This window comes from Kamptonema formosum PCC 10802 (assembly GCF_000332335.1).
Lineage (GTDB): Bacteria > Cyanobacteriota > Cyanobacteriia > Cyanobacteriales > Oscillatoriaceae > Oscillatoria.
Window position 1 is genome coordinate 5572625 of the sequence record NZ_KB235948.1, and the last position, 19697, is coordinate 5592321.

Consider the following 19697-nt stretch of genomic DNA (forward strand, 5'->3'; position numbering starts at 1 on the left):
CAGGAAAGTTCTCACACCCGGGTCTAACGCAATTATCCCATCAGCTTCGGTGGGACTAATTTGCGCGGGCTTGGGGAAAACAGCAAACCATCGCCCCCTAGAGAAAATCAACTGCGTTCCCTGTTCGCAGGTACTGGGGATGGGTTCCGCAGATGTGAATGATAGTCTTTTTGTTAGCCTTGGATACCAAGTTCCCTGAGAAAAGTTGCCGTTATTGAACTTAATGGCTTGGGAGGCGTCTCGGCAGCTTCTAAACTTAGCGTCTCGACTTGCGCCAAAAGCCAAGTGAGCGTCAAAGACTGCATTTTGCCGGATGTGGCAGGGCGTTTCACTCACCCACTGGGGTAAGTCGCCCTGCATGATTTCATTGCGCAATTTCAGCTTTCCCAGACGCTTGCCACTTCGCTGCAAGGCAATGGCCTGGTTGTAACAGTACCTGCAGGCGGCAAGCCATTTCCTCCAGGTTTTATTAAGTTCGGATCTTGGGTATATCCTGATCTTCCTTGACCTGAGCTTTGTACTTTCGGAGTCCGTAAAGCCTGGAGCTGAAGCAGTGAAGGATGGCGAGGATGTCTTCAACCATTTCTCGCTCCCGGCTAAGACCTGCGTCATTGAGAACCACGAGCTCACACCCGTTTTGCTCACAGAGCCATCGAAACAGGTCAAATCCGTTGGCGATAGCCTGCCGTCAGGCATACCTTGCCAGTCTGTTTTTGTGGGCAATGATAACCATCCCGACATCTCTTGACAAGATTCGTTCCAATAAGGCCAGCAATTTCTTTCGTTTGAAATTGAGTCCGCCGCCGATTTCAGCGATGATTTCGGCTTATGGGTAGAGGATGCTGAGAGATGCAACTTGCCTGTTGAGGTCCGGCTGTTGGGCCCGCCCGCTGGCCCTGGTGTAAATAACAGTTTTTCCGCCTCTGCTGCTTTCGGTGGACTTGGCGGTATAGGATTCGATGTTGTACCGGCGCTGTCCTGAGGGAGTCTTAATGGCTTCGATTCGGCCTTTTTCTTCCCACCGACAGAGAGTCCGCTCGTGGACTCCGAGGATTTCCGCCGCTTCCTTTGGCTTGACATACTTCACCAACGCTGCTTCCTCAATTCTTTCGTGTCTGCATTGTATCACGTTTTACAGCTTGGCATCAAGAATCTAGGATTAAATTTCACCTCTTTCGTGCCAGTCTGCAACGCCGATTCGCCTGTACCTCGAAAGCGAAAGCCCACCGGCACCCTCGCCCTCGCCCCCGCCTGCTCTTAACGCGCCGAGAACGCCAGCATTCAAGCTGCGCCGCCCCGCACAAACAGCCAAGACAGCACCGCCGCACCGCCGGCACAAAAAGCCAGCAGGACTGTCACAGCCTCGCGCGAGAGATATCTATTTATCAATTTACCCTGAATGCCGCGCTCTGGAAACTTGGGGTCTGTCCCGACTTGAATGCTGTCACTTTCCCCAGAAATGCGCACTGACAAGCCTTGCGGCTTTCCGGTGTGAATCTGGAGATTGCCCAGCCTCTGAATCCCCGGTTTCCCCGCCATGAGAACCTGACTGGCTCCCACCGGCAATTCTCGACCGGCCATGCGGATTTTTCCTTGAATTATGCTAGAATCAGGCAGACCATTTTTTACGCTAGCCCTTCCACTGTTCCGGTCAAACCGCACGTCTTTTACCGCTAAGTCGCCCCGCAACCATTCCTCTGACTCCACCGCTTTGGGGTCGGGCAAGCTGAGAGAAATACGGGCAGATTCTCCCACCGGCACCTTGACATCTGTCTCAGTTGGTGTTAAAATAAATTCCAAATGATTCGGGATTTTGCTATCTTTCAAGGCGCGTCCTGGCAAGCGATAGTCTTCTAGGGTGACTTTGACCGGCTGTTTTCCGAGAGACAGTTTCAACAGGTTGGGCTGCGGGAACTCACCGGCTCGCGACTCACCGGCTCGCAGAGAGAGCGCCAGCTGATTGCTAGAAATATTATAGCTTAGTTCAGCAACTTTGGCAGCCGGTTGCAGCTGCAGTTCAGCGAGTTCAAGCTGGCTTTGTTCAGGTTTTGCCGGCTCAACGCTCCACTTGCTGGTTTCGTTGGGGAGCAGAATTTCCAGCTTGGTTAACTCGTTCAAGCTGGGATTCGACTGGCTTTGAAAGTTGCCGGTTAGCGCCAGCTGTTGCGAGCCGGCAATTTCGACTCGCTTCAGGTTGCGGATGCCGTTGAGAAAGAGCGTGTGGGCTTCTGTGCCGGTGTGGGTGAAGCTGATTTCTCGGACCGTCAGATCGCCCTCAAATACATAACTTGCGGGAGCAAAAGCTGCAGCGAGGGTGACAAGCGAGAAGCTCAGGAAAATCAGGGCAACAAAGACCGGCGCTGGCTGCCGGTGGCGCTCAGTTCCAGAAACCGGGTTTCTTTGAGAAAGCAGGTTTCTAGCTTTATTTTCCGCGATTTGACTGTTGCGGCGCAGCTGAGACATCGCTTTGCGGCGCATCTCAACCGAAGGCGGAAGTGGGGTTTCCTCCGGCTGATTTTGTGGGGCGGGAGCGTTTTGGAGCAGCAGCGATCCCAAGCTCGACACAACCCAGGCGAACAGCTCAATAATTTGGATTAACAGCCAGAAAACTGTGACAGTAACTGCCCACAAGCCGCGCCAGAGCTGCTTGAATGGCCACAAGAAAAAAGCCATTTTGTTTCGTTTCAGAGAGACGCTCAGCAGGCGCTGGGTTCGCTTGATTCTTTTGCTGAGGGCAGAGACAGCCCACGCTGACAGTTCAATCAGCCCGATGAGCAGCCACAAGGATATTTTGAAGATTTCCCAGAAGCCGGCTAGCAGCCACTTGAGAAATTGGAGGGGGAGAGTGATAAATTTTTCCAAGGTTTTCCGCACGAATTCCACAATTTTACCTCTCGCAAGCGCCCCAGACGCGATTCAAGATTTGCTTGGGGAGGGTGGGGCTGAGATATCCTCTCGCCCCAATCCCTTTGCGAACACAGCGATTCTTCCTTATATTAGCGCTGTTGCACCGGCATGTTGCCTGTATCGCCCGGGGGATAGCGGGGAGTGGGGAAGGGGGTTGGGGGGTTAGGTTTGTTGTGCCACCTTGGCTAATTTACAGGTTTCGCAAGCCGGTGTGCCGGCTATTTGCCTGCGTTTCCCCTGCGGGAGGGAAGGAAGCCTACTTCTCAGCCGGTCCAGGGGTGCCGGTGGCAAAACTCCTGCCGAGCTACCGGACAATAGTGGCAGGCTGCCGGTTTTATGATCTATTATAAGACTGGCAGAGCGGTGGGAGTGCACCGGCTGCAACGGTTACGTCTCACTAAAGTCATCCCCTCACCCCCCAACCCCCTCTCCCACAAGGGGAGAGGGGGAGAAATAAGAGGGCCTGTGGTAGATTTAGTACAGTGAGATGCTGTCGGCTGCCACAAGCTGCTCTCACACTAAGGGGTATCAAAGATGATGTGCCGGCAGATGGGAAACTCCTTTGAACTCCCGGCAGCCTTGCTGGGTGCGGCTGCTGCAATTGCGGTTGCGCAACCTCAAGTCGCAGTGGCGCTGACTGTGCGGGAAGTCAGCAATGTGGCGGAAAAAATTACGGTGTTAATTGATGGGGAAGTTCCCGGATCGGGGGTGATTGTTGCCCGGGATGGGAACACTTACTACGTCCTGACTGCCAAGCATGTTGCTGAGCGTGCCGGTGAGTATAAGGCAGTCACGCCTGACGGCAGGCGATATCCCATCAGCTCCAGCACTGTGCAAAAACTGCCAGACGCCGACTTGGCGGTGTTTCAATTCACCAGCAAAAAAGATTACCAAATTGCTACCTTTGCTGATTATAACTTAGCGGGAGAGCAGTTTGTCTTCGTTTCTGGCTGGCCGGCACCCAGTCGCGCTGTAAAAAATCGCGCCCGTGTCTTGAGTTTTGGCAAACTGATTCCGCCGGTGATGCTGCACCTGTTAAGCGCCGCGCCGTTTGGGGAGGGTTCTCAGGGATATGAGCTGCTCTACACTAGTATAACGCAGAATGGCATGAGTGGGGGGCCGGTGCTGGATACCGGCGGTCGAGTGATTGGCATTCACGGGGGAGAAGAAGGAGAAGTTATCTATAACGAGATTAATACCGGCTCCCCTCCGCTCAAGATTGGCTTTAGTTTGGGGATGAGCACCGGCACTTTTCTGCTGGCAGCTCGCAAGGCGGGACTTGCCGCAAAATTGAAAGTGGAAAAGTCTCCGCCTGAACCTATATCGCTGGAAGAAATCGGAGAGCTGTACTTAACCTCTTTGGAAATGCCAGATGTGAGGAATACCGATGCTGTCTACTGGGCAGATCGAGGCAATAAAATGTTGAGGTTGGGGCAGCTAGCAATGGCCAGCTCTGCCTATGACAGAGCGCTGGAAATCAATCCGAATTTTTATCAAGCTTGGTATGGCAAAGGTTTGATGCTGACTTACTGGAAAAAGTACCAAGAGGCGATTGCCGCCTATGACAGAGCGCTGGGAATTATTGAAAGGCAGCTGCAAACCGAAACCGAGCCGAATTTACGGGATAAATTGCAGAAGGTGGGCGATAATGTTATTCAGCTGCGCGGGAATCTCCAGCAGGAGTTGGGTTTGTCCACCCCGCCGGCGGGCCAGTCACGCACAGCAGAACCGGAGGATTGGATTGTGCCGGGGTTATGTGGGACCGACTCAGCAGAATGTCCTCCGCCCGAGGTTGAGCCGGTGCCACCGCCTCTGTGGTAATCAGCTTATTAAGGGGATAAGGCGTAGGACAGGCGTCTCGCCTGTCCTACGCACACCGCTACCAATGAAAACTTGCTCCACTGCGGGAGATCCGGTGGGGCTAAAGCCCAACTACAAACCTTTTCTCTGGAGGCGGGGCAACGGTTGGGCTAAAGCCCAACTACAAACTTTGGGCTGAAGCCCAACTACAAACTTTGGGCTGAAGCCCAACTACAAACATAATGAAAATTGTCTTTGGAGGCGGGGCAACGGTTGGGCTAAAGCCCAACTGCAAACGAAGGCGTAGGACAGGCGTCCCGCCTGTCCAGTGGGTTTTTGGGCGAACTAGCCGGCAGCCGGCGCGGCGGGCGCAAGCGAAGGCACCTCCGTTGCCAGCAACCCCTGAAACAGCGCCATCCCATCCGTACCGCCCAGCACTGGGTCAGCTGCCCGTTCGGGATGGGGCATCATTCCTAGCACATTTCCCGGCAAATTGCAAATCCCCGCAATATTATTTAACGAACCGTTAGGATTGCCCTCCGAGCTGACCTCACCGGTGCCGGTGCAGTAGCGGAACAGGACTTGGCCATTATCTTCGAGGCGAGCCAGGGTATCGGCATCGGCGTAGTAGCGCCCCTCACCGTGGGCTATCGGGAGCGAGATTACCTGACCGGCGGCATAAGCGGAAGTCCAAGGCAAGCCGGTGCGCTCCACCTTGAGGGGGACCCGATCGCAGATAAAGTGCAAATCCCGATTGCGGATCAGCGCCCCAGGCAAAAGTCCCACCTCGGTCAGCACCTGAAAGCCATTGCAGATGCCGAGGACTTTCTTGCCCTGGCTGGCGTGTCTCACCACCTCCTGCATGACAGGGGAAAAGCGCGCAATCGCGCCACAGCGGAGATAGTCGCCATAGCTGAAGCCACCCGGAAGCACCACCACATCCAGATCCGAAATATCCGTTTCCTCATGCCAGACCATGCGCGTCGGCAGGCCCAGCAGTCCTTGCGTGACCCAGGCCACGTCGCGATCGCAATTAGAACCCGGAAAAACAACAACCCCAAATTTCATAACTTTTGCTCGTAATTTCCTCGCTCCCAGGCTGAGGCTGAGAGCGCCTTTTCCTCGCGTCCAGGAGGATCTTGCCTTCTGGGAGGTAGCTCCAAAGTGGCAGCCCGGGAACGAGAGAAGTGGTAATTTAGACTCCAGCTTCCACCGGCAAAGGCGTCTCAGTCAGCTCGAAGCGGTAATTTTCGATCACAGGATTGGCCAGGAGCTGGTCGCAGATCCTGTGCAGCTGCTCGCTCGCCTCTCCCTCGCCGGCTGCAGAGAGCGTCAGCTCAATATATTTACCGATGCGCACCCGCTCCACATTCTCATAGCCCATGTGCTTAAGCCCGGACCCGACTGCCGTGCCGGCGGGGTCTAAGACCGAGGGGCGCAGAGTAACATAGATTTGAGCCTGATATTTTTTGTGAATCACAGCAGAGCCCTAAATTCTTTAGATAGTGCTTATGACGCCGCAGACTCTCTCATTTTAAAGCTAGAGCTGAGAAGATTTGTCAGATCAGCGGAAGAAAGCGGCCTCAAAAAGCATGGATTATGGTTGCAACCTGAATTAAAGATAGATAACACTGGCCATGAAAGTCAAACGCACCCGCAGTCAGGAACGGATTCTGAACCTGCTCAAGACCATCAAGCAAGCCGTTTCAGCTCAAGATATCTATGTAGAGCTGCGAAACCGCAACCAAGGGGTGGGTCTGGCCACCGTCTACCGCGCCTTGGAAGGCTTGAAACTGGAAGGGATGGTTCAGGTGCGAACCTTGGCCAACGGCGAGTCCCTGTACAGCAGCGCCCAGGAAGACTTGCACCACCTCACTTGCCTGCAGTGCGGGACATCCACTCCGATTGACGAGTGCCCCGTCCACCAGCTAGAGAGCCAGCTGCAACAGTCCTACCAGTTCAAAGTGTTCTATCACACTTTGGAGTTTTTTGGGCTGTGCGACCGCTGCCAGCTGGCCCAAGCTGCCGGGAAAACTTAGGGGCGTTTCTCATCCTTTGTGAGGTACTGAGAAACCCGGTTTCTTAAAGAAACCGGGTTTCTGGCCCCTGAGAACCGCTCTAAATAATTTGTCAGCCCCTCTCTTTTCTTTCCTTGGCGTACTTGGCGTCTTGGCGGTTTCTAAAAAAAAATTCCCCCCCATCAAATCCGCCTCAAAATGACAAACTAATCAGGTTGAACCTCCTGCGAGACAATCGAGCGGATGCCCTCAAAGGTTGCCGGTATGCTGCGCGGGTCCATAAACATCACCTTGCTGCTGTCGCTGGTGCCAATTTTCATCCCCATTTCCAGATAGTTCTGCGCCAGTAAAAACTGGAGCGCTTGGCCGGCGTTCGGATCGGCCTGGAGCGTTTTGCCAATAATTTGCAGCGCCTCAGACGTTGCTTGGGCTTTCAGGACTTGCTGCTGGCGTTCCGCTTGAGCTTTGAGGACGATCGTCTTTTGCTGCGCCTCCGCATCCAGAATAGCAGCCTTCTGTCGGGCTTCCGCGTCGAGAACTTGCGCCTCAGCTTTCCCTTTGGCGCTGTTAATTGCCGATTCGCGATCCCCTTCCGAAGTCAGAATAGCAGCCCGCTTGCGCCGTTCCGCAGACATTTGCAATTCCATCGACTCCAGCACCGCTTTGGAAGGCACAATATCGCGCAGTTCCACCCGCGTCACCTTCACGCCCCAAGGATCGGTGGCGATGTCGAGATCCCGCAGCAGGATTTCATTGATTTGATCGCGGGCGGTAAAGGTTTCATCTAGCTCCAGTTTTCCCATTTCAGCGCGAATCTGGGTGAGCACCAAATTCACCATTGCTGACTGGAGATTTTCTACCTTGTAGTAGGCTTTCTCCAGGTCTACGATCCGCCAGTACACCACGGCGTCAGCGGTGATCGACACATTGTCGCGGGTGATGCACTGTTGGGGGGGGATGTCTAGGACTTTTTCCCGGATGGTTTGCTGGTAAACAATTCTGTCGAGGAAAGGGGTGACGAAATTCAGTCCGGGTTCCAGTTTTTTGCCGCTATATTTGCCCAAGGTTTCCACCAAGGCTTCGTTCCCTTGATTGATAATCTTGACGGAGCCGGCCAGGGCAGACCCGCCGAAGACCAGGAAGACGAGAAAAAATAATTGCTCCACTTGTACCCTCCTGCCTTTGAGGTTTTTAACAGGTTTATCTTAGGAATGCAATAGGTGTTCTGGCACGACAATCAGGGTAGTGCCCTCCCGCCTGACGACGCAGACTTTTTGCTTGGGGGGAATGGCCAGTTTGTCATCCTCGCAGCGGGCGCGCCAGGAATTTCCTTCGTAAAGCACCCGACCGGCCTCACCGGGCGGAATTTCGGTCAGGGTTTCTGCTTCTTTGGGGTCCTCCAGGGTGTAGACCTTGCGTTTCGGCAGCAGGCGGCGCGTTAGCAAAACGCCTCCTATAGAAAGCCCCATCCACAAGAAAACTTGCAAGCCAAACTGAATGGGGAATATCCAACAAATCAGCGAAACCGTAATGGCGCTCAGTCCCATTGTGAAGGCTGTAAACGCTGTTGGCACCGGCACTTCTATCAAGCAAAGCACCGCCCCTGTGACCAGCCAGAACAGTGCGGGGCTTAATTGCACGGTGCCGGCAAGCGGTGCAGCGGAGAGCACCCCCCCGCCCAAAAACCAGATTGTCGCCGGTGTTTGTGGCATATTGACCTCCTGTTAAGGGCATCTACTAGGCTAGATTCCAGGCATTTCTATAGCGAGTCTAAATGATGGGCGCAACCGCTCTTGGCCCAGACCCCCAGTTTCTTTAAGAAACCGGGGGTCTGAAATTTACTTCTGCGGGCGCTTCCCCCATCAATCGAGGGCAGCTTTCTGTTAGCTGCCCGACAGTCCTTTATCTCCAGTCCGTCCAAGCGCTTTTGACCCACGAGCGCTCGCCTTTAACCCCTGACCTGTATTTCCCCTATGCTAGCTTTCTTTTCACCGGCACCCCAATCAACTTAAAGAAAACTTATAAATCTTTACTCAATTTGACCTAAATAAGGTATAATAGTATCGTTCTGACTTAAGAACCGGTGACGGGGACGCTAGATGTAACGTCTGTGCGGGAAGTCGTGGCCCCAAAAGCAAGAGCAGCCTCTATCCAGGGACGAGTGAGGGCGATTCCTCCCGGGCAATCCAGCTTTGGGTGGCACAGCAGTTCCGACAGCCTTTGGGCGGCATCCGGTCAGCCCGGCACCGGCACCCCCCAGTCGGTGCGGGGGAGGGGGGCGAGTGATGATTTAAGCTCGGACTAATGTGCGAACAAAGAATAGGGAAATAGCAGTTCATATTTACTAAAATTATTTTCTAGAGAAAGTTATAGAAGGCATGAGCAGTTCAGAGCCGCTTCTTTATTGCATAAATCGGGACTGTGGCAATCCGGGGAATGCCACAGGGGGGCAAGTCTGTGCCAGCTGCTCTACCCCGCTAGTGTATCGCTATCTTTGGGCGGTTGGCCCAGAGGCGGCGGAGATTGCCACCGGCGAACTGATAAACGAGCGCTACTCGGTGGTGGCGCAGCAAATTTGGCTGGACACCAAACCAGCGGAGCCCCCCTCCGCCCCGGAAGAGCTGCCTGAGGCGATCCTGCCCTACCTGCGGCTGTACCCCCAGAGGCTGCACGTTCCGGAGGTGTACGGTTTTGCGCGGTTGGGGGGGGACCTGGAGACAGAGATCCTGTTGCTGGAGAACGTGCCGGTCGATCCGGTGGGCAACCTCCACCCCTCGCTGGCGGAAGCGTGGCCAACTGCGCCGGCGGTGCGCCAGGTTTACTGGCTGTGGCAAATCCTGCAGCTGTGGGTGCCTCTGCTGGAACAGGGTGTGGTGGCGAGCCTGCTGATCCCGGACAATATTCGGGTGGAAGGGTGGCGGGTGTGGTTGCAGGAACTGTATGTTGAGGACTCGGGGAGCGGGAAATCGCTGACGCTCTCCCAGACGCGGCTGCCAGAGCTGGCGCAGTGCTGGCTGGGGTGGGTGTCTGGGGCGCAACCGGCAGTGGCCAACCAACTGGCAGCGATTTGCCAGCAAATGCGCCGCAGCACGGCAACAGTGGAGTCGATTGCCGAGCAGCTGAACCAGCTGCTGCTGGAACTGGCGGCGAAGCTGCCGCTGCGCTTGCGAGTTGCCGGTGCCACGGATACCGGCCCAATGCGCGATCGCAATGAAGATTCCTACTATCCGGCACCGGCTGATATCAAAGCCCGTTCGGCACCGCCCCACGACCGGCTGCTCCCCTATCTGGCGATTGTCTGCGACGGCGTGGGCGGCCATGAGGGGGGCGAGGTGGCCAGCCAGCTGGCGGTCAGCGCCCTCAAGCAACTGATGCAAACCCTGCTGTTAGAAACGGCTGAATCGGAGGAAATCACCCCGCCAGAAATGGTGATGGAGCAAATTGAGGAGAGCATCCGGGTGATTAATAACACGATAGCCGCCCAGAATGACACCGGCGGGCGCTCGGACCGGCAGCGGATGGGGACGACGCTGGTGATGGCGCTCCAGCTGCCGCAAACGGTGAGGGATTCTGATGGCGAGGAGCTGGGGAAAGCTCACGAGCTCTATTTGGCGCATGTGGGGGACAGCCGCGCCTACTGGATTACCAGCGATTACTGCCACCGGCTGACGGCAGACGACGATGTGGCCAGCCGGGAAGTCCGCTTGGGGCGCAGCCTGTACCGGCAGGCGCTGCAGCGAGCGGATGCCGGTGCCCTCACCCAAGCCCTGGGCACAAGAGATGCTGAGTTCCTCCGCCCCAACATCCAGCGGTTTATTGTCGAAGAAGACGGGTTGCTGCTGCTGTGTTCCGACGGGTTGAGCGATAACGACTGGGTGGAGCTGTCCTGGGCGAATTGCGCACCGGCAGTCCTCAAGAATGAAATGCAGCTGGATGCGGCAGTCGCGGCGTTTATTAATCTGGCCAACGAAAAAAATGGCTGCGACAACGTGACGGTGGTGCTCTCCCAGTGCCGGCTTTCCCCAGAGCCGGTGGTGCTGTTCAAGCTGAAGCCCGCCCCCAAAGCAGCAAAGCTTCCGGCGCTTGAAGTTTCCCAGGAATCTGGGGAGCCGGTTTTTGAGGGGCCAGAGCCAGCGCCCGCCCCCACAGCGACAGCCCCCCCGACGCCGGAAGTCACCCTACCGTCTGGGGAGCCGCCTTTGCAGGAGGCTGCGCCAAAGCAAGCCCCCATAGCGGCAAACCCTCCGCTGTCGGAATTTTCCGAGGCGTCTAAAGCCCTGCTTTTCGAGGAGCCGGCAGCCTCTGGGCCGGCACCGGTGGCCAACCCCCGCCTGACCCCCTCCCGCGACCCCGCCCCTGTGCTGGGGCTGCTTGCCGTGTTGCTGATCAGCGGCGCTGTGGCGCTGTTTACTTGGTCGCAGCTCAACCCCCAGGGGTTCGGACAGGTGCGCGAGAGAGTTTTCCCCGGCAAATAGGCTCGCTGCCGGTGCCGCCTCTGTGCGAGGATGAAGAATGAAGAATCCAAGATGAGCATTTCTTCCTATCTTTCTATTTCTTCCTCTCTGCATCTCCCCATTTCTGCCTCTCCGTGAGAAGATAGAAAAACTGTCAAGGCGCGCCTTGGGGCCGTCGCACTGACAGTTTTTCTACTTTTTGGAGTGAGAGCACAGGGTTTTCTTATGAAAGTTGGCGATCGCGTTCGCGTCAAAGAATCAGTCGTTGTTTACCACCATCCTGACCATCGCAATCAGCCCTTTGATGTCAGGGGTCAAGAAGGAGAAATTGCCGCCCTCATTCAGAACTGGCAAGGGAGACCGGTTAGCGCCAACCTGCCGTTTGAAGTCAAGTTTGACAAAAAATTCAAAGCCCACTTTCAAAAAGCGGAGCTAGAAGTCATCGAATAGGCTGCGGCGAGAATTTTTCCCGGAAAAATTTCACCGGCGTCCCCGGAGAAACCAGCCAAAGATATTGATATCTCCGCGCATTTTTTGCAACTCTTGCCGGTGGCGCTCAGCTGTTGAGCAGTACCACTGGCAGTAACTGTCAAAGTCTTGCCGGTACTGAACTTCCCGGTAAAATTCGCGGGCGGTCTGGTGCGCTTCCAGAATTTCAATTTCCGGTTGGGGCGCGGGAGCGATCCATCGCAAGTCGTTGAAGCTCATAACAATCTTTCCTCCCTCCGGGCAGCGATGCCAGGACTGACAGGTTAGCAGACAAGCGGGCAATAATTAGCTGAAGCGACTCGGTATCCCTCAATTCTGGCCGGTCGAAACCACCGACCTCAGACCTGCCGGTCTGGAGCCCGGATTGCTTACGCCCACGATAGCACAGAATCCCAACCGGCGCTGGCACGCCCCGAACCGCCGGTGCCATCGAATGCAGGGCCGGCTGAGTCTCTCAGCAAAGGGCTTGACATTTTACAGCTATTATGATATGCACGCTGGAAGTGGGATGGGATAGAGCAGCAGTCATATTGCTTAGGAGACCAGTGGCCTGGGATCAAAGGCGTAGGACAGGCGTCTCGCCTGTCCCTATCCCTACTAGAAAATCAGATGCCCTGTGCTTAACTGACTGTCCATTGCTATATCTCTCGTTCCCAGCCTCAGGCTGGGAACGCAATCTGTCGGCGGAGCCGACTTTCAACAGAAAAGCAGGTTAAAAGCCTAACAGCTAATCAGCCCTCTCTGGGGAATCGAGCGGTTAACAATCGTGCGGTTGAAAACTGCAATCCAAAAGCGCACAAGTGTGGGGGCGCGAAAAGCCTTAAAGCCAGCCCTTGAGGCGATATACGGCGATACCGATATATTCCTTCAAAGCTTTGGTTGTCTGCTCCAGCCGTTCCGCATCGGGAACCAGATTGAGCACAGCAGCTTGCCAGCTAATGGAGAGTTCTCGCACATCTTGCTCGCTCACCAAAAAGTCTGTGGGAGCGGGAATCGCCTCAATTTTCTGGCGCTTGAAAATCAGGAGCGAGCGGGGCATGTGCAGGGCGGAGGTGACGAGGATCACCCGCCGGCGGATGTTTCGGGAGTCGAGGAGTTTGCCGGTATTGACGGCATTTTCATAGGTGTTGAGCGAGGTTGGGTCTTGCAGGATGGCGGATGCCGGCACCCCCATTGCCCTTGCCAGCACCGCCATGTCCTCCGATTCGGGTGGCCCTCCGTCTTTCCACTCAATGCGACCACCGCTGAGAATCAAAACGGGAGCTTTGCCCTGCCGGTGCAGCACAGCACCGTAGAGAACCCGGTCGCCGGCCTCACTGACATCCACCCAAGGTCTGGGAGGCAGCTGTGACTTGATGCCGCCACCGAGGACAACAATCGCCTCAGCCTGGGGCAGCTCACCCTTAGGCAGATTCTGCCACTCCAGCGAGCGCACCAAAGCCAGGGAAACCCAGCCGTTGCTCGCCAGCAGCAAGACCGTCAGCGCCAGCGCCACGGCAGTGAGCGCCCATCTCGGACGCCGCCACAGCACCACCAGGGCTCCTAGCATCAGCAGGCAGCTCAGCCCCAAGGGGTAGAGGAACACCGGCAGCAGCTTCGACAAAAATAAAAACATCGACTACCCACTAGCTCATCAGGGAATTCTTGGAATAGAATAGCAGAGTCATATCCGTCCGGCTTCCCGCAGCCGCCCCTTGAACGTCCAGTTCGCTGACACCAACATTCGGCTGACCCGTGGGAAACGTTTTGTGAAGAAATTACTAAATCTAGTAGAATAAGGGATGTTTTAGTTTAAAGTGATTTAAAAGGTTTCCCAATCAGTCGGGTGCGTTCCCCTTTGGGGAAGGCACTCACAATCCGCACGGCAGGGGGAACGCACCCCACCACACTCCGCGCAAAACTTAGCCGGTGCTGAGCTGGCTCTCCCAGAAAAAAGAGACAGGGTATGAAACTGAAAACGAAGTTGGTGTCAAGTTTTTTGGCTGTCGCCTCCCTGGCAGCAATTTTGGGCATTCTCAAAATCGAAGCCGGGAAAAATGTAAAAGAAAGTTTTAGTGCGGTTTCGGGGGAAATCACTCCTAAATTGCTGGCGCTACAGCAGATAAAAATGGCCTCCTTTAAGATGATGGTGGAGGCCAATAGTTACGCGCTGCTCCAAGGGGGGGCGGGAAAGATTTCGGGAGACGTTAAAGTTGAAGAAGACAAAGAAGAAGAGCTAGAAAGCTTTGAAGCGGCCCGAGAAGATTTAGAAAAAGAGCTGGAGAACTTTAAAAGCCTAGCCGACGCTCCAGAGGAGCGCAAGTTTGTCCAAGAAATTGAAGCTGCCAAAAAAGACTTTTATCAAGCCGGCCAAACTCTTATACAAGTGAAGGCTGAGGGGGGCAGGGGCCCAAAATTGGTGGGAAATAAAAGAAGTTTGGAACAGGCAGAAAACTACTTTACTGAGGTAATTGACCGGGCAATAGAAGCTGAGATAGAACAGCTGGAACGGGAGAATGAAGTCGTTGCCAGCAGGGCTGGGATGGCCATAGCAATTAACGCCTTTTCGGTGGCAGCCGTAGCCCTGATATCCGGCGCGCTCGCTTTAATTTTAGCAGAAAAGATTGCCAAGCCAATCCTTGAAATTACAGAGGCGGCGGTCAAAATTGGGCGAGGGGACTTAGGGGCGAGGGTGGATGTAGAGACGGAAAGCGAAATTGGGGTTTTAGCGGAAGCGTTTAACCAGATGGCGGAGAGCCTCAACAAAACAACAGTCTCGAAAGGGTACGTCGATAACATCATCAAATCGATGCTCGACGCTCTGTTTGTTCTGAATCGGGACGGAACAATCAAAACCTTCAACTTGGCCGCGTTTTTAATGTTGAGATACCCGGAGGAGATCGACCTGTTAGGAAAGCACGTTAAAATCTTATTTGCGGAGGAGAAATTTTTAAAAGAATTGGACTTTGAGGAGTCAAAGCGAAACAGCTTTCTGGGCAGGAAAGAGACGACCTTGCTGGCAAAAGATGGCCAGACAGTCCCGGTGTATTTTTCAGTTTCAGTGATGCGGGACGAGCGGGGCGAGATTGAGGGGTTCGTCTGTTTAGCCCAGGACATCACGGAGCGGAAAGCGGCGGAGGCGGCGAGAGAGGAATCAGAAGCCAAGTGGCGCTCCTTGGTGGAGAACGCTCCCGATATCATTCTAACCGCAGATGCTGCCGGTAGGATCAAATTCCTCAATCGCGTGACGCCCGGGTTGAGCGCCCGGCAGGTAATCGGGAGCAGTCTTTATGACTGGGTTCCGCCAGACTGCCGCCTGCCGTTCAGGGAGATCGTAGAAAGCGTTTTCACCACCGGCATCGCGCAGCAGTTAGATCTGGCCGGTTTTGGTCCCTACAGCAGCACGTCCTGGTATTCCAGCCGCATCAGTCCCATTCAAAAGAACGGCGAAGTCGTGGCGGTTACCATCATTGCCACCGAGATCGCAGAGCGCAAGCGAATGGAAGAGGCGCTGCGGGAATCGGAAAAGCGATACCAGCTCGCCGTGCGTGCCGGCAAAGTGGGCGTTTGGGACTGGAACGTGGGAACCGGCGAAATTTATCTCGACTCCAACTTAAAAGCCATGCTGGGCTTTGAGCCTGAAGAAATCCCCAACCGCATACAAGACTGGCTCAAGCGGGTGCATCCCGAAGACAGGTCAGCGGTGATGGCGGCGGCGAAAGCGCATCTGGAAGGGCGCACACCTGACTACGAAATAGAGCACCGCACGATCAATAAAGATGGCAGTATCCGCTGGATTCTGGCGCGGGGCACGGCCATCCGCGACGGGGGAGGCAAAGCATATCGCATGATGGGAACCGACAGCGACATCACCGAAGGCAAGCAGGGGGAGGACGCCCTGCTGCAAGCCAAACAGGACTTAGAAATTCGCGTTCAAGAGCGCACCACGGAATTGACCCAGCTGCTAGAACAGCTGCAGCGGGAGTCTTTCGAGCGCCAGCTGGTGGCGGAAGCGCTCAGCCAAAGCCAAGACCGGCTCAATAGCATTCTCAACTCACTTGATGACGTGGTGTGGTCAGTTCACGCCACCACGTTCGAGATGCTTTATATCAGCCCCGCCGCTGAAACAGTTTACGGACTCCCCCAGTCCGAGTTTTTCAACCATCCCAACCTGTGGATGGAGATGATTCACCCGCAAGACCGGCAGCGGGTTGAGGGCATGCTGCAAAAACGCATCACAGCCGGCACCACAGATATGGAATACCGCATCGTGCGCCCTTCCGGGGAGGTGCACTGGCTGCGGTCCCGCAGCCGGCTGGTTTGCGACGCCACCGGCAGCCCTGTCCGCATCGACGGCATCGAGACGGACATCACCGAGCGCAAGCGGGCTGAAGCTGCTTTGCGCCAGTCGGAAACGCAATTTAGAAAACAGGCCAAACGAGAAGCGCTGCTCAACCGGCTCGCTAGCCAGATCCGCAACTCTCTCAACCTCGACACGATCCTGGAAACCGCCGTACAGGAAATCCACACCCTGCTGCAGATTGACCGGTGCCTGTTCGTTTGGTATCGCCCTAACGGTTTGGAAAGTTGGAAAGCCGGTTCGGCGGAAACTTGGAAAGGGCTGGAAAGTTCGGACCGGCCTTCCAACCGGCGTTCCTCTAAACCATGCAACTCTTACTGGGAAGTGGTCAAAGAAGCCAAGAAGCCCAACGCGCCCAGCCTCTTGGGAGCTTATCCGGACCAGCGGGACTGTCCGGTGATTGCCAAGCTTTTAAATCGGGAAATGATTCGCCTCGATGATGTCAGGAAGCTCGCCGAACCTGAACTGCAGCAGCTGCAGTGGGTGAGCGGCTTCTCTTCGATAGCCATATTGCCGATTCACACGCCCGCCGGCGAGATTGGCTTGCTCGCCTGCGGACAGTGCTGCGGTTCCCGCCCCTGGCGCGACAGTGAAGTGGGGCTGCTCGCCGCCATCGCCGACCAGCTGGCGATTGCCATCAGCCAAGCTGAACTCTACGCCGGCGCAACCGAAGCCGCCCGCGCCGCCAAAGAACAAGCCCAGCAGTTGCAGGGAGCGATGAGCGCCCTGCAGCAAACCCAAGCCCAGCTGATCCAGACGGAAAAGATGTCCAGCCTGGGACAGATGGTTGCCGGTGTCGCCCACGAAATTAACAACCCCGTCAGCTTTATCTACGGCAATGTTGACCCGGCGATGCAATACATTCAAGATTTGCTGGGGCTAATAGATCTCTACCAGGAGCACTCTCCCTCCTCTCCAGAAATTGAGGAAGAAATTGACGCCATCGATCTGGAATTTGTCAAGGAAGACTTGCCCAAACTCCTCTATTCCATGAAAGTCGGGGCTGAGCGCATCCGCCAGATTGTCCTGTCGCTGCGCAATTTCTCAAGGCTGGATGAAGCCCAGATGAAAGCCGTAGACCTTCACGAAGGGATAGACAGCACTCTGCTGATTTTGCAGAATCGCTTGAAAGGTAAGGGGGCAAGTGCTGAAATTAAGGTGCTTAAAGAATACGGCGAACTGCCTCAGGTGGACTGTTTTGCGGGGCAGATGAACCAGGTGTTTATGAATATTCTCGCGAATGCAATTGATGCGCTGGAAGAGCCTCGGACAGGGGCGGCTGGGGCTGCCGGTGGCAGAGAAGCTGCCATCCGCATTCGCACCGGCACCCCCGACTCCAATCGCGTGGAAATCCGGATTGCCGACAGCGGACCGGGAATAAAACCCGAGGTTCGCTCGCGGGTTTTTGACCCCTTCTTCACCACCAAACCCGTCGGTGCCGGCACCGGTTTGGGGCTGTCAATTAGCTACCAGATTGTCGTGGAAAAACACGGGGGCCAGCTGAAGTGCTATTCTGAACCCGGGAAGGGGACTGAATTTGTCATCGAGCTGCCGGTGCGCCAGAATTACAGCGAACCGCCGATATTTAAGGAATAGGGAATAGGGAATTGGGAATTGGGAATAGGGCATTGGGAATTGGGAATTGGGAATAGGGCATTGCTGAGTTCTCGCCAGCGCGTAAATCTTCCCCACGCCCCATGCGCCATGCCCCATGCCAGCGTTTTAAGAAACCGGGTTTCTCATATAGCAGTATGCACTTAGGGTCCTACATTTCGACCTCTTTTGCACCCCCGCACTCCTGCTCCTATTGTTCTAACCCATATTACTGCTGGGATATAGACGTAGGCCAGCGTCTGGCTGCCCTGAAGGTTTAATGTCCTAACCTAAATGCCTACTGCTATATAAGCAGTCACACAATATTTCGAGCGCGTGTTCAACGAATTTTTCACCGGCTCGCTTAGGCTCCTCTCTCCCGCTCTTGCGGGGGAGCGCTGATGGGAGCCGCCTTTCTTTCACTGAGAGCTACGATCATCCCCGCGATTACCAAAACTGCGCCGGCGTACCCGCTCATCCTGAAAGTTTCGCCGAGTAGAAAGAAGGCGTAAATCGAGCCGACAACCGGCTCCATTGTTTGGATTAGCCCACCTTCAAAAGCTGTTATCCGGCTCAGTGCTTTTGCCTGCAACCAGGTAACAGCGCCGGTGCCAACTATGCCCAGGTAGAGGAGAGCCACAATATTTTTTGGTTGCGTTAAACTAGCGGTAATGACTTCAATCTGTCCGGCCATTTCCGGCGCGGCTAACAGGCAACTTAGAATAGCGATCGCCCAAATCTCAACGACGATCAGTGGCAGAACGGGATGGCGCGGTGCGATTCTCTCAAGCAAGATGACAATAGCCGCGATAAGTGAGGCACAAATAAGCATCCAAACTGCGCCGATGGCAGGGGGACCGTCCTGCCAGCTCATGATTCCGATTCCCGTGAAGGCGAGCGCCGCCGCCAGGATAGCGACAAGTGACAGGCGACGGTAGAACACCACCTCGAACAGTGTGATTAAGATGATTACCAGACCCACAGTGAAAGACGCTTGGTTCGCCGGGATGCTCTCAAGTGCCACGGTCTGGGTAACAAAGGCAGCAAACATTAACACTCCCAGGATTGCCCCGTCGCGTATCAAGTTTCTGTTCAGGTTGCGAGCGAACGGCGCAAAGACGACCGCCCCAATAGTGAAGCGAATGGCGATTTGTACAAATGGCGAAACGGTGCTGATTACCTCATGGATCGCCACCAGCATCGAGGGCCAGAGCAGGCTGGACAGAATCATCAGCAAAATGCCTTGGAAATGCTGGCTATTTTTTGCAAGTGGTGCGGTCATACAACTAACTCGTAAACTGGCACGCTCAAATTATAAGGCATCTGCCGTCCTGAATTCTATAGATTTATATCAGTAGGCACTTAGGGAAAGGACTTGGGGTTTAACATGATGTAGGGGCGGGAACACCGACAAAGAGTGCCACACAGCTACAACACCGATAAACCCGCCCCTAACCTCTGATATAGCAGCCGGCACTTGGGCCATAGCGTGTCCTAACCAATATGACTGCTGCTATAACGAATAAGAGCTTTTTTGATTGCTCTGTAGCCCCTCTCCGTCGGAAGTCGCAGCCTCTCGTCACAGGCGAGGGCCAAAAACTTTGGCATTTCCACTTCCAGATTGGGAAACGCCGGTTTTATTCAACAGGATTTACTGCCGCCTTTTTCAATCCAAAATCTGGACATAGAAATTGCCTGATTTGTATAAATATCCGGCAATTAACTGCGGTTTTTCCCCAATAATCGCCCCACACTCCCTCTGCCAAAACTCCAGCGACGCCGCCGATCTTCCGCACGATCCAGCCGCTGTTTTAAACGAGTTTGGAAGCACAACTTAGGCCGGTTAGCGAGAGTCTTGGGGACTATTTCATCAACAGGAGCGTCCAAATATCCAAATTGCCACCACGCCGTCACCAAACCGCCGGCTAAGCCTCCGAGCAGCCCATAGCAGGCACTCCACTCGATGGGATAGCGGAGCAAAAAAAAGCAGACTGTAAAACCCAGTCCAATTTTCAGCCCTGCCGAAAACCCCCTTGAGAATCCGGAATATTTTTGCTCCGCGCTATCCTTATTTTTCATAAACTTTTCCAGTAATAG

General features: G+C 54.9%; 16 protein-coding genes and 3 pseudogenes. 7 read left to right on the top strand and 12 right to left on the bottom strand.

Going from position 1 to position 19697, the window contains the following annotated elements:
- The 4 genes and pseudogenes from OSC10802_RS46605 to OSC10802_RS0124485 form a co-directional block, all read right to left on the bottom strand.
- Positions 1 to 411 (bottom strand): annotated as a pseudogene (locus OSC10802_RS46605) (RNA-guided endonuclease TnpB family protein); the annotation flags it as partial.
- 42 nt (positions 412 to 453) lie between these two features.
- Positions 454 to 498 (bottom strand): annotated as a pseudogene (locus OSC10802_RS57065) (hypothetical protein); the annotation flags it as partial.
- Positions 488 to 1090, bottom strand: a pseudogene (locus OSC10802_RS41645) (IS607 family transposase); the annotation flags it as partial. The pseudogenes OSC10802_RS41645 and OSC10802_RS57065, both read right to left, overlap by 11 nt.
- 191 nt (positions 1091 to 1281) lie before the next feature.
- Complete coding sequence (locus OSC10802_RS0124485; protein ID WP_017719411.1) at positions 1282 to 2883, bottom strand: hypothetical protein; 1602 nt, start codon at positions 2881 to 2883, stop codon at positions 1282 to 1284.
- Positions 2884 to 2969: 86 nt separating this feature from the next.
- On the opposite strand from OSC10802_RS0124485, the gene OSC10802_RS50940 reads away from it, so the two are divergent.
- Together OSC10802_RS50940 and OSC10802_RS41650 are read left to right on the top strand one after the other, a co-directional pair.
- Positions 2970 to 3257, top strand: a complete 288-nt coding sequence (locus tag OSC10802_RS50940; RefSeq protein WP_155968331.1) for a hypothetical protein — start codon at positions 2970 to 2972, stop codon at positions 3255 to 3257.
- Positions 3258 to 3456: 199 nt separating this feature from the next.
- On the top strand, positions 3457 to 4728 hold the full coding sequence (locus OSC10802_RS41650) for a tetratricopeptide repeat-containing S1 family peptidase (RefSeq protein WP_017719412.1): 1272 nt from the start codon (positions 3457 to 3459) through the stop codon (positions 4726 to 4728).
- A 324-nt stretch (positions 4729 to 5052) separates the two neighbouring features.
- Here the strand turns inward: OSC10802_RS41650 and purQ are convergent, their stop codons facing one another.
- Complete coding sequence (purQ, locus tag OSC10802_RS0124495) at positions 5053 to 5775, bottom strand: phosphoribosylformylglycinamidine synthase subunit PurQ (protein ID WP_017719413.1); 723 nt, start codon at positions 5773 to 5775, stop codon at positions 5053 to 5055.
- A 127-nt stretch (positions 5776 to 5902) separates the two neighbouring features.
- Positions 5903 to 6184, bottom strand: a complete 282-nt coding sequence (gene purS, locus OSC10802_RS0124500; RefSeq protein WP_026098763.1) for a phosphoribosylformylglycinamidine synthase subunit PurS — start codon at positions 6182 to 6184, stop codon at positions 5903 to 5905.
- Between the two features lie 160 nt (positions 6185 to 6344).
- Here purS and OSC10802_RS0124505 point away from each other — a divergent pair, with 160 nt between their 5' ends.
- Positions 6345 to 6746, top strand: a complete 402-nt coding sequence (locus tag OSC10802_RS0124505; protein ID WP_017719415.1) for a Fur family transcriptional regulator — start codon at positions 6345 to 6347, stop codon at positions 6744 to 6746.
- A gap of 185 nt (positions 6747 to 6931) precedes the next feature.
- Here the strand turns inward: OSC10802_RS0124505 and OSC10802_RS0124510 are convergent, their stop codons facing one another.
- The gene (locus OSC10802_RS0124510) at positions 6932 to 7891 is read right to left on the bottom strand and encodes an SPFH domain-containing protein (RefSeq protein WP_017719416.1); all 960 of its coding nucleotides are present in this window, start codon (positions 7889 to 7891) and stop codon (positions 6932 to 6934) included.
- A gap of 39 nt (positions 7892 to 7930) precedes the next feature.
- On the bottom strand, positions 7931 to 8437 hold the full coding sequence (locus OSC10802_RS0124515; protein ID WP_017719417.1) for an NfeD family protein: 507 nt from the start codon (positions 8435 to 8437) through the stop codon (positions 7931 to 7933).
- A gap of 371 nt (positions 8438 to 8808) precedes the next feature.
- On the opposite strand from OSC10802_RS0124515, the gene OSC10802_RS50945 reads away from it, so the two are divergent.
- From OSC10802_RS50945 to OSC10802_RS0124525, 3 genes are all read left to right on the top strand, one after another.
- Positions 8809 to 9030 (top strand): hypothetical protein, encoded by a 222-nt coding sequence (locus OSC10802_RS50945; protein ID WP_155968333.1) that lies wholly within the window; start codon positions 8809 to 8811, stop codon positions 9028 to 9030.
- 73 nt (positions 9031 to 9103) lie between these two features.
- Positions 9104 to 11200, top strand: coding sequence for a protein phosphatase 2C domain-containing protein (locus OSC10802_RS41655; protein WP_017719418.1), 2097 nt, complete (start codon positions 9104 to 9106; stop codon positions 11198 to 11200).
- A 204-nt stretch (positions 11201 to 11404) separates the two neighbouring features.
- A complete protein-coding gene (locus OSC10802_RS0124525) occupies positions 11405 to 11629 on the top strand; it encodes a ferredoxin-thioredoxin reductase variable chain (RefSeq protein ID WP_017719419.1) in 225 nt (74 codons plus the stop codon).
- A 30-nt stretch (positions 11630 to 11659) separates the two neighbouring features.
- On the opposite strand, the gene OSC10802_RS0124530 is transcribed toward OSC10802_RS0124525, so the two are convergent.
- Together OSC10802_RS0124530 and OSC10802_RS0124535 are read right to left on the bottom strand one after the other, a co-directional pair.
- Positions 11660 to 11887: a hypothetical protein gene (locus OSC10802_RS0124530; protein WP_017719420.1), complete on the bottom strand. Its 228-nt coding sequence runs from the start codon at positions 11885 to 11887 to the stop codon at positions 11660 to 11662.
- Positions 11888 to 12488: 601 nt separating this feature from the next.
- Positions 12489 to 13283: a YdcF family protein gene (locus tag OSC10802_RS0124535; protein ID WP_017719421.1), complete on the bottom strand. Its 795-nt coding sequence runs from the start codon at positions 13281 to 13283 to the stop codon at positions 12489 to 12491.
- A gap of 330 nt (positions 13284 to 13613) precedes the next feature.
- On the opposite strand from OSC10802_RS0124535, the gene OSC10802_RS44785 reads away from it, so the two are divergent.
- A complete protein-coding gene (locus OSC10802_RS44785; protein WP_017719422.1) occupies positions 13614 to 17603 on the top strand; it encodes a PAS domain S-box protein in 3990 nt (1329 codons plus the stop codon).
- 361 nt (positions 17604 to 17964) lie between these two features.
- Here the strand turns inward: OSC10802_RS44785 and OSC10802_RS0124545 are convergent, their stop codons facing one another.
- Together OSC10802_RS0124545 and OSC10802_RS41665 are read right to left on the bottom strand one after the other, a co-directional pair.
- Positions 17965 to 18882 (bottom strand): DMT family transporter, encoded by a 918-nt coding sequence (locus OSC10802_RS0124545; protein ID WP_082218346.1) that lies wholly within the window; start codon positions 18880 to 18882, stop codon positions 17965 to 17967.
- A gap of 437 nt (positions 18883 to 19319) precedes the next feature.
- Positions 19320 to 19679, bottom strand: coding sequence for a hypothetical protein (locus OSC10802_RS41665; RefSeq protein ID WP_017719424.1), 360 nt, complete (start codon positions 19677 to 19679; stop codon positions 19320 to 19322).
- Positions 19680 to 19697: the final 18 nt, after the last annotated feature.

Bases quoted from the DNA above. Each gene is read 5' to 3' on its own strand.
- OSC10802_RS41650 (WP_017719412.1), top strand. From the start codon at position 3,457: ATGGGAAACTCCTTTGAACTCCCGGCAGCCTTGCTGGGTGCGGCTGCT.
- purQ (WP_017719413.1), bottom strand. From the start codon at position 5,775: ATGAAATTTGGGGTTGTTGTTTTTCCGGGTTCTAATTGCGATCGCGAC.
- OSC10802_RS0124505 (WP_017719415.1), top strand. From the start codon at position 6,345: ATGAAAGTCAAACGCACCCGCAGTCAGGAACGGATTCTGAACCTGCTC.
- OSC10802_RS0124515 (WP_017719417.1), bottom strand. From the start codon at position 8,437: ATGCCACAAACACCGGCGACAATCTGGTTTTTGGGCGGGGGGGTGCTC.
- OSC10802_RS41655 (WP_017719418.1), top strand. From the start codon at position 9,104: ATGAGCAGTTCAGAGCCGCTTCTTTATTGCATAAATCGGGACTGTGGC.
- OSC10802_RS0124525 (WP_017719419.1), top strand. From the start codon at position 11,405: ATGAAAGTTGGCGATCGCGTTCGCGTCAAAGAATCAGTCGTTGTTTAC.
- OSC10802_RS0124530 (WP_017719420.1), bottom strand. From the start codon at position 11,887: ATGAGCTTCAACGACTTGCGATGGATCGCTCCCGCGCCCCAACCGGAA.
- OSC10802_RS0124535 (WP_017719421.1), bottom strand. From the start codon at position 13,283: ATGTTTTTATTTTTGTCGAAGCTGCTGCCGGTGTTCCTCTACCCCTTG.
- OSC10802_RS44785 (WP_017719422.1), top strand. From the start codon at position 13,614: ATGAAACTGAAAACGAAGTTGGTGTCAAGTTTTTTGGCTGTCGCCTCC.
- OSC10802_RS0124545 (WP_082218346.1), bottom strand. From the start codon at position 18,882: ATGACCGCACCACTTGCAAAAAATAGCCAGCATTTCCAAGGCATTTTG.
- OSC10802_RS41665 (WP_017719424.1), bottom strand. From the start codon at position 19,679: ATGAAAAATAAGGATAGCGCGGAGCAAAAATATTCCGGATTCTCAAGG.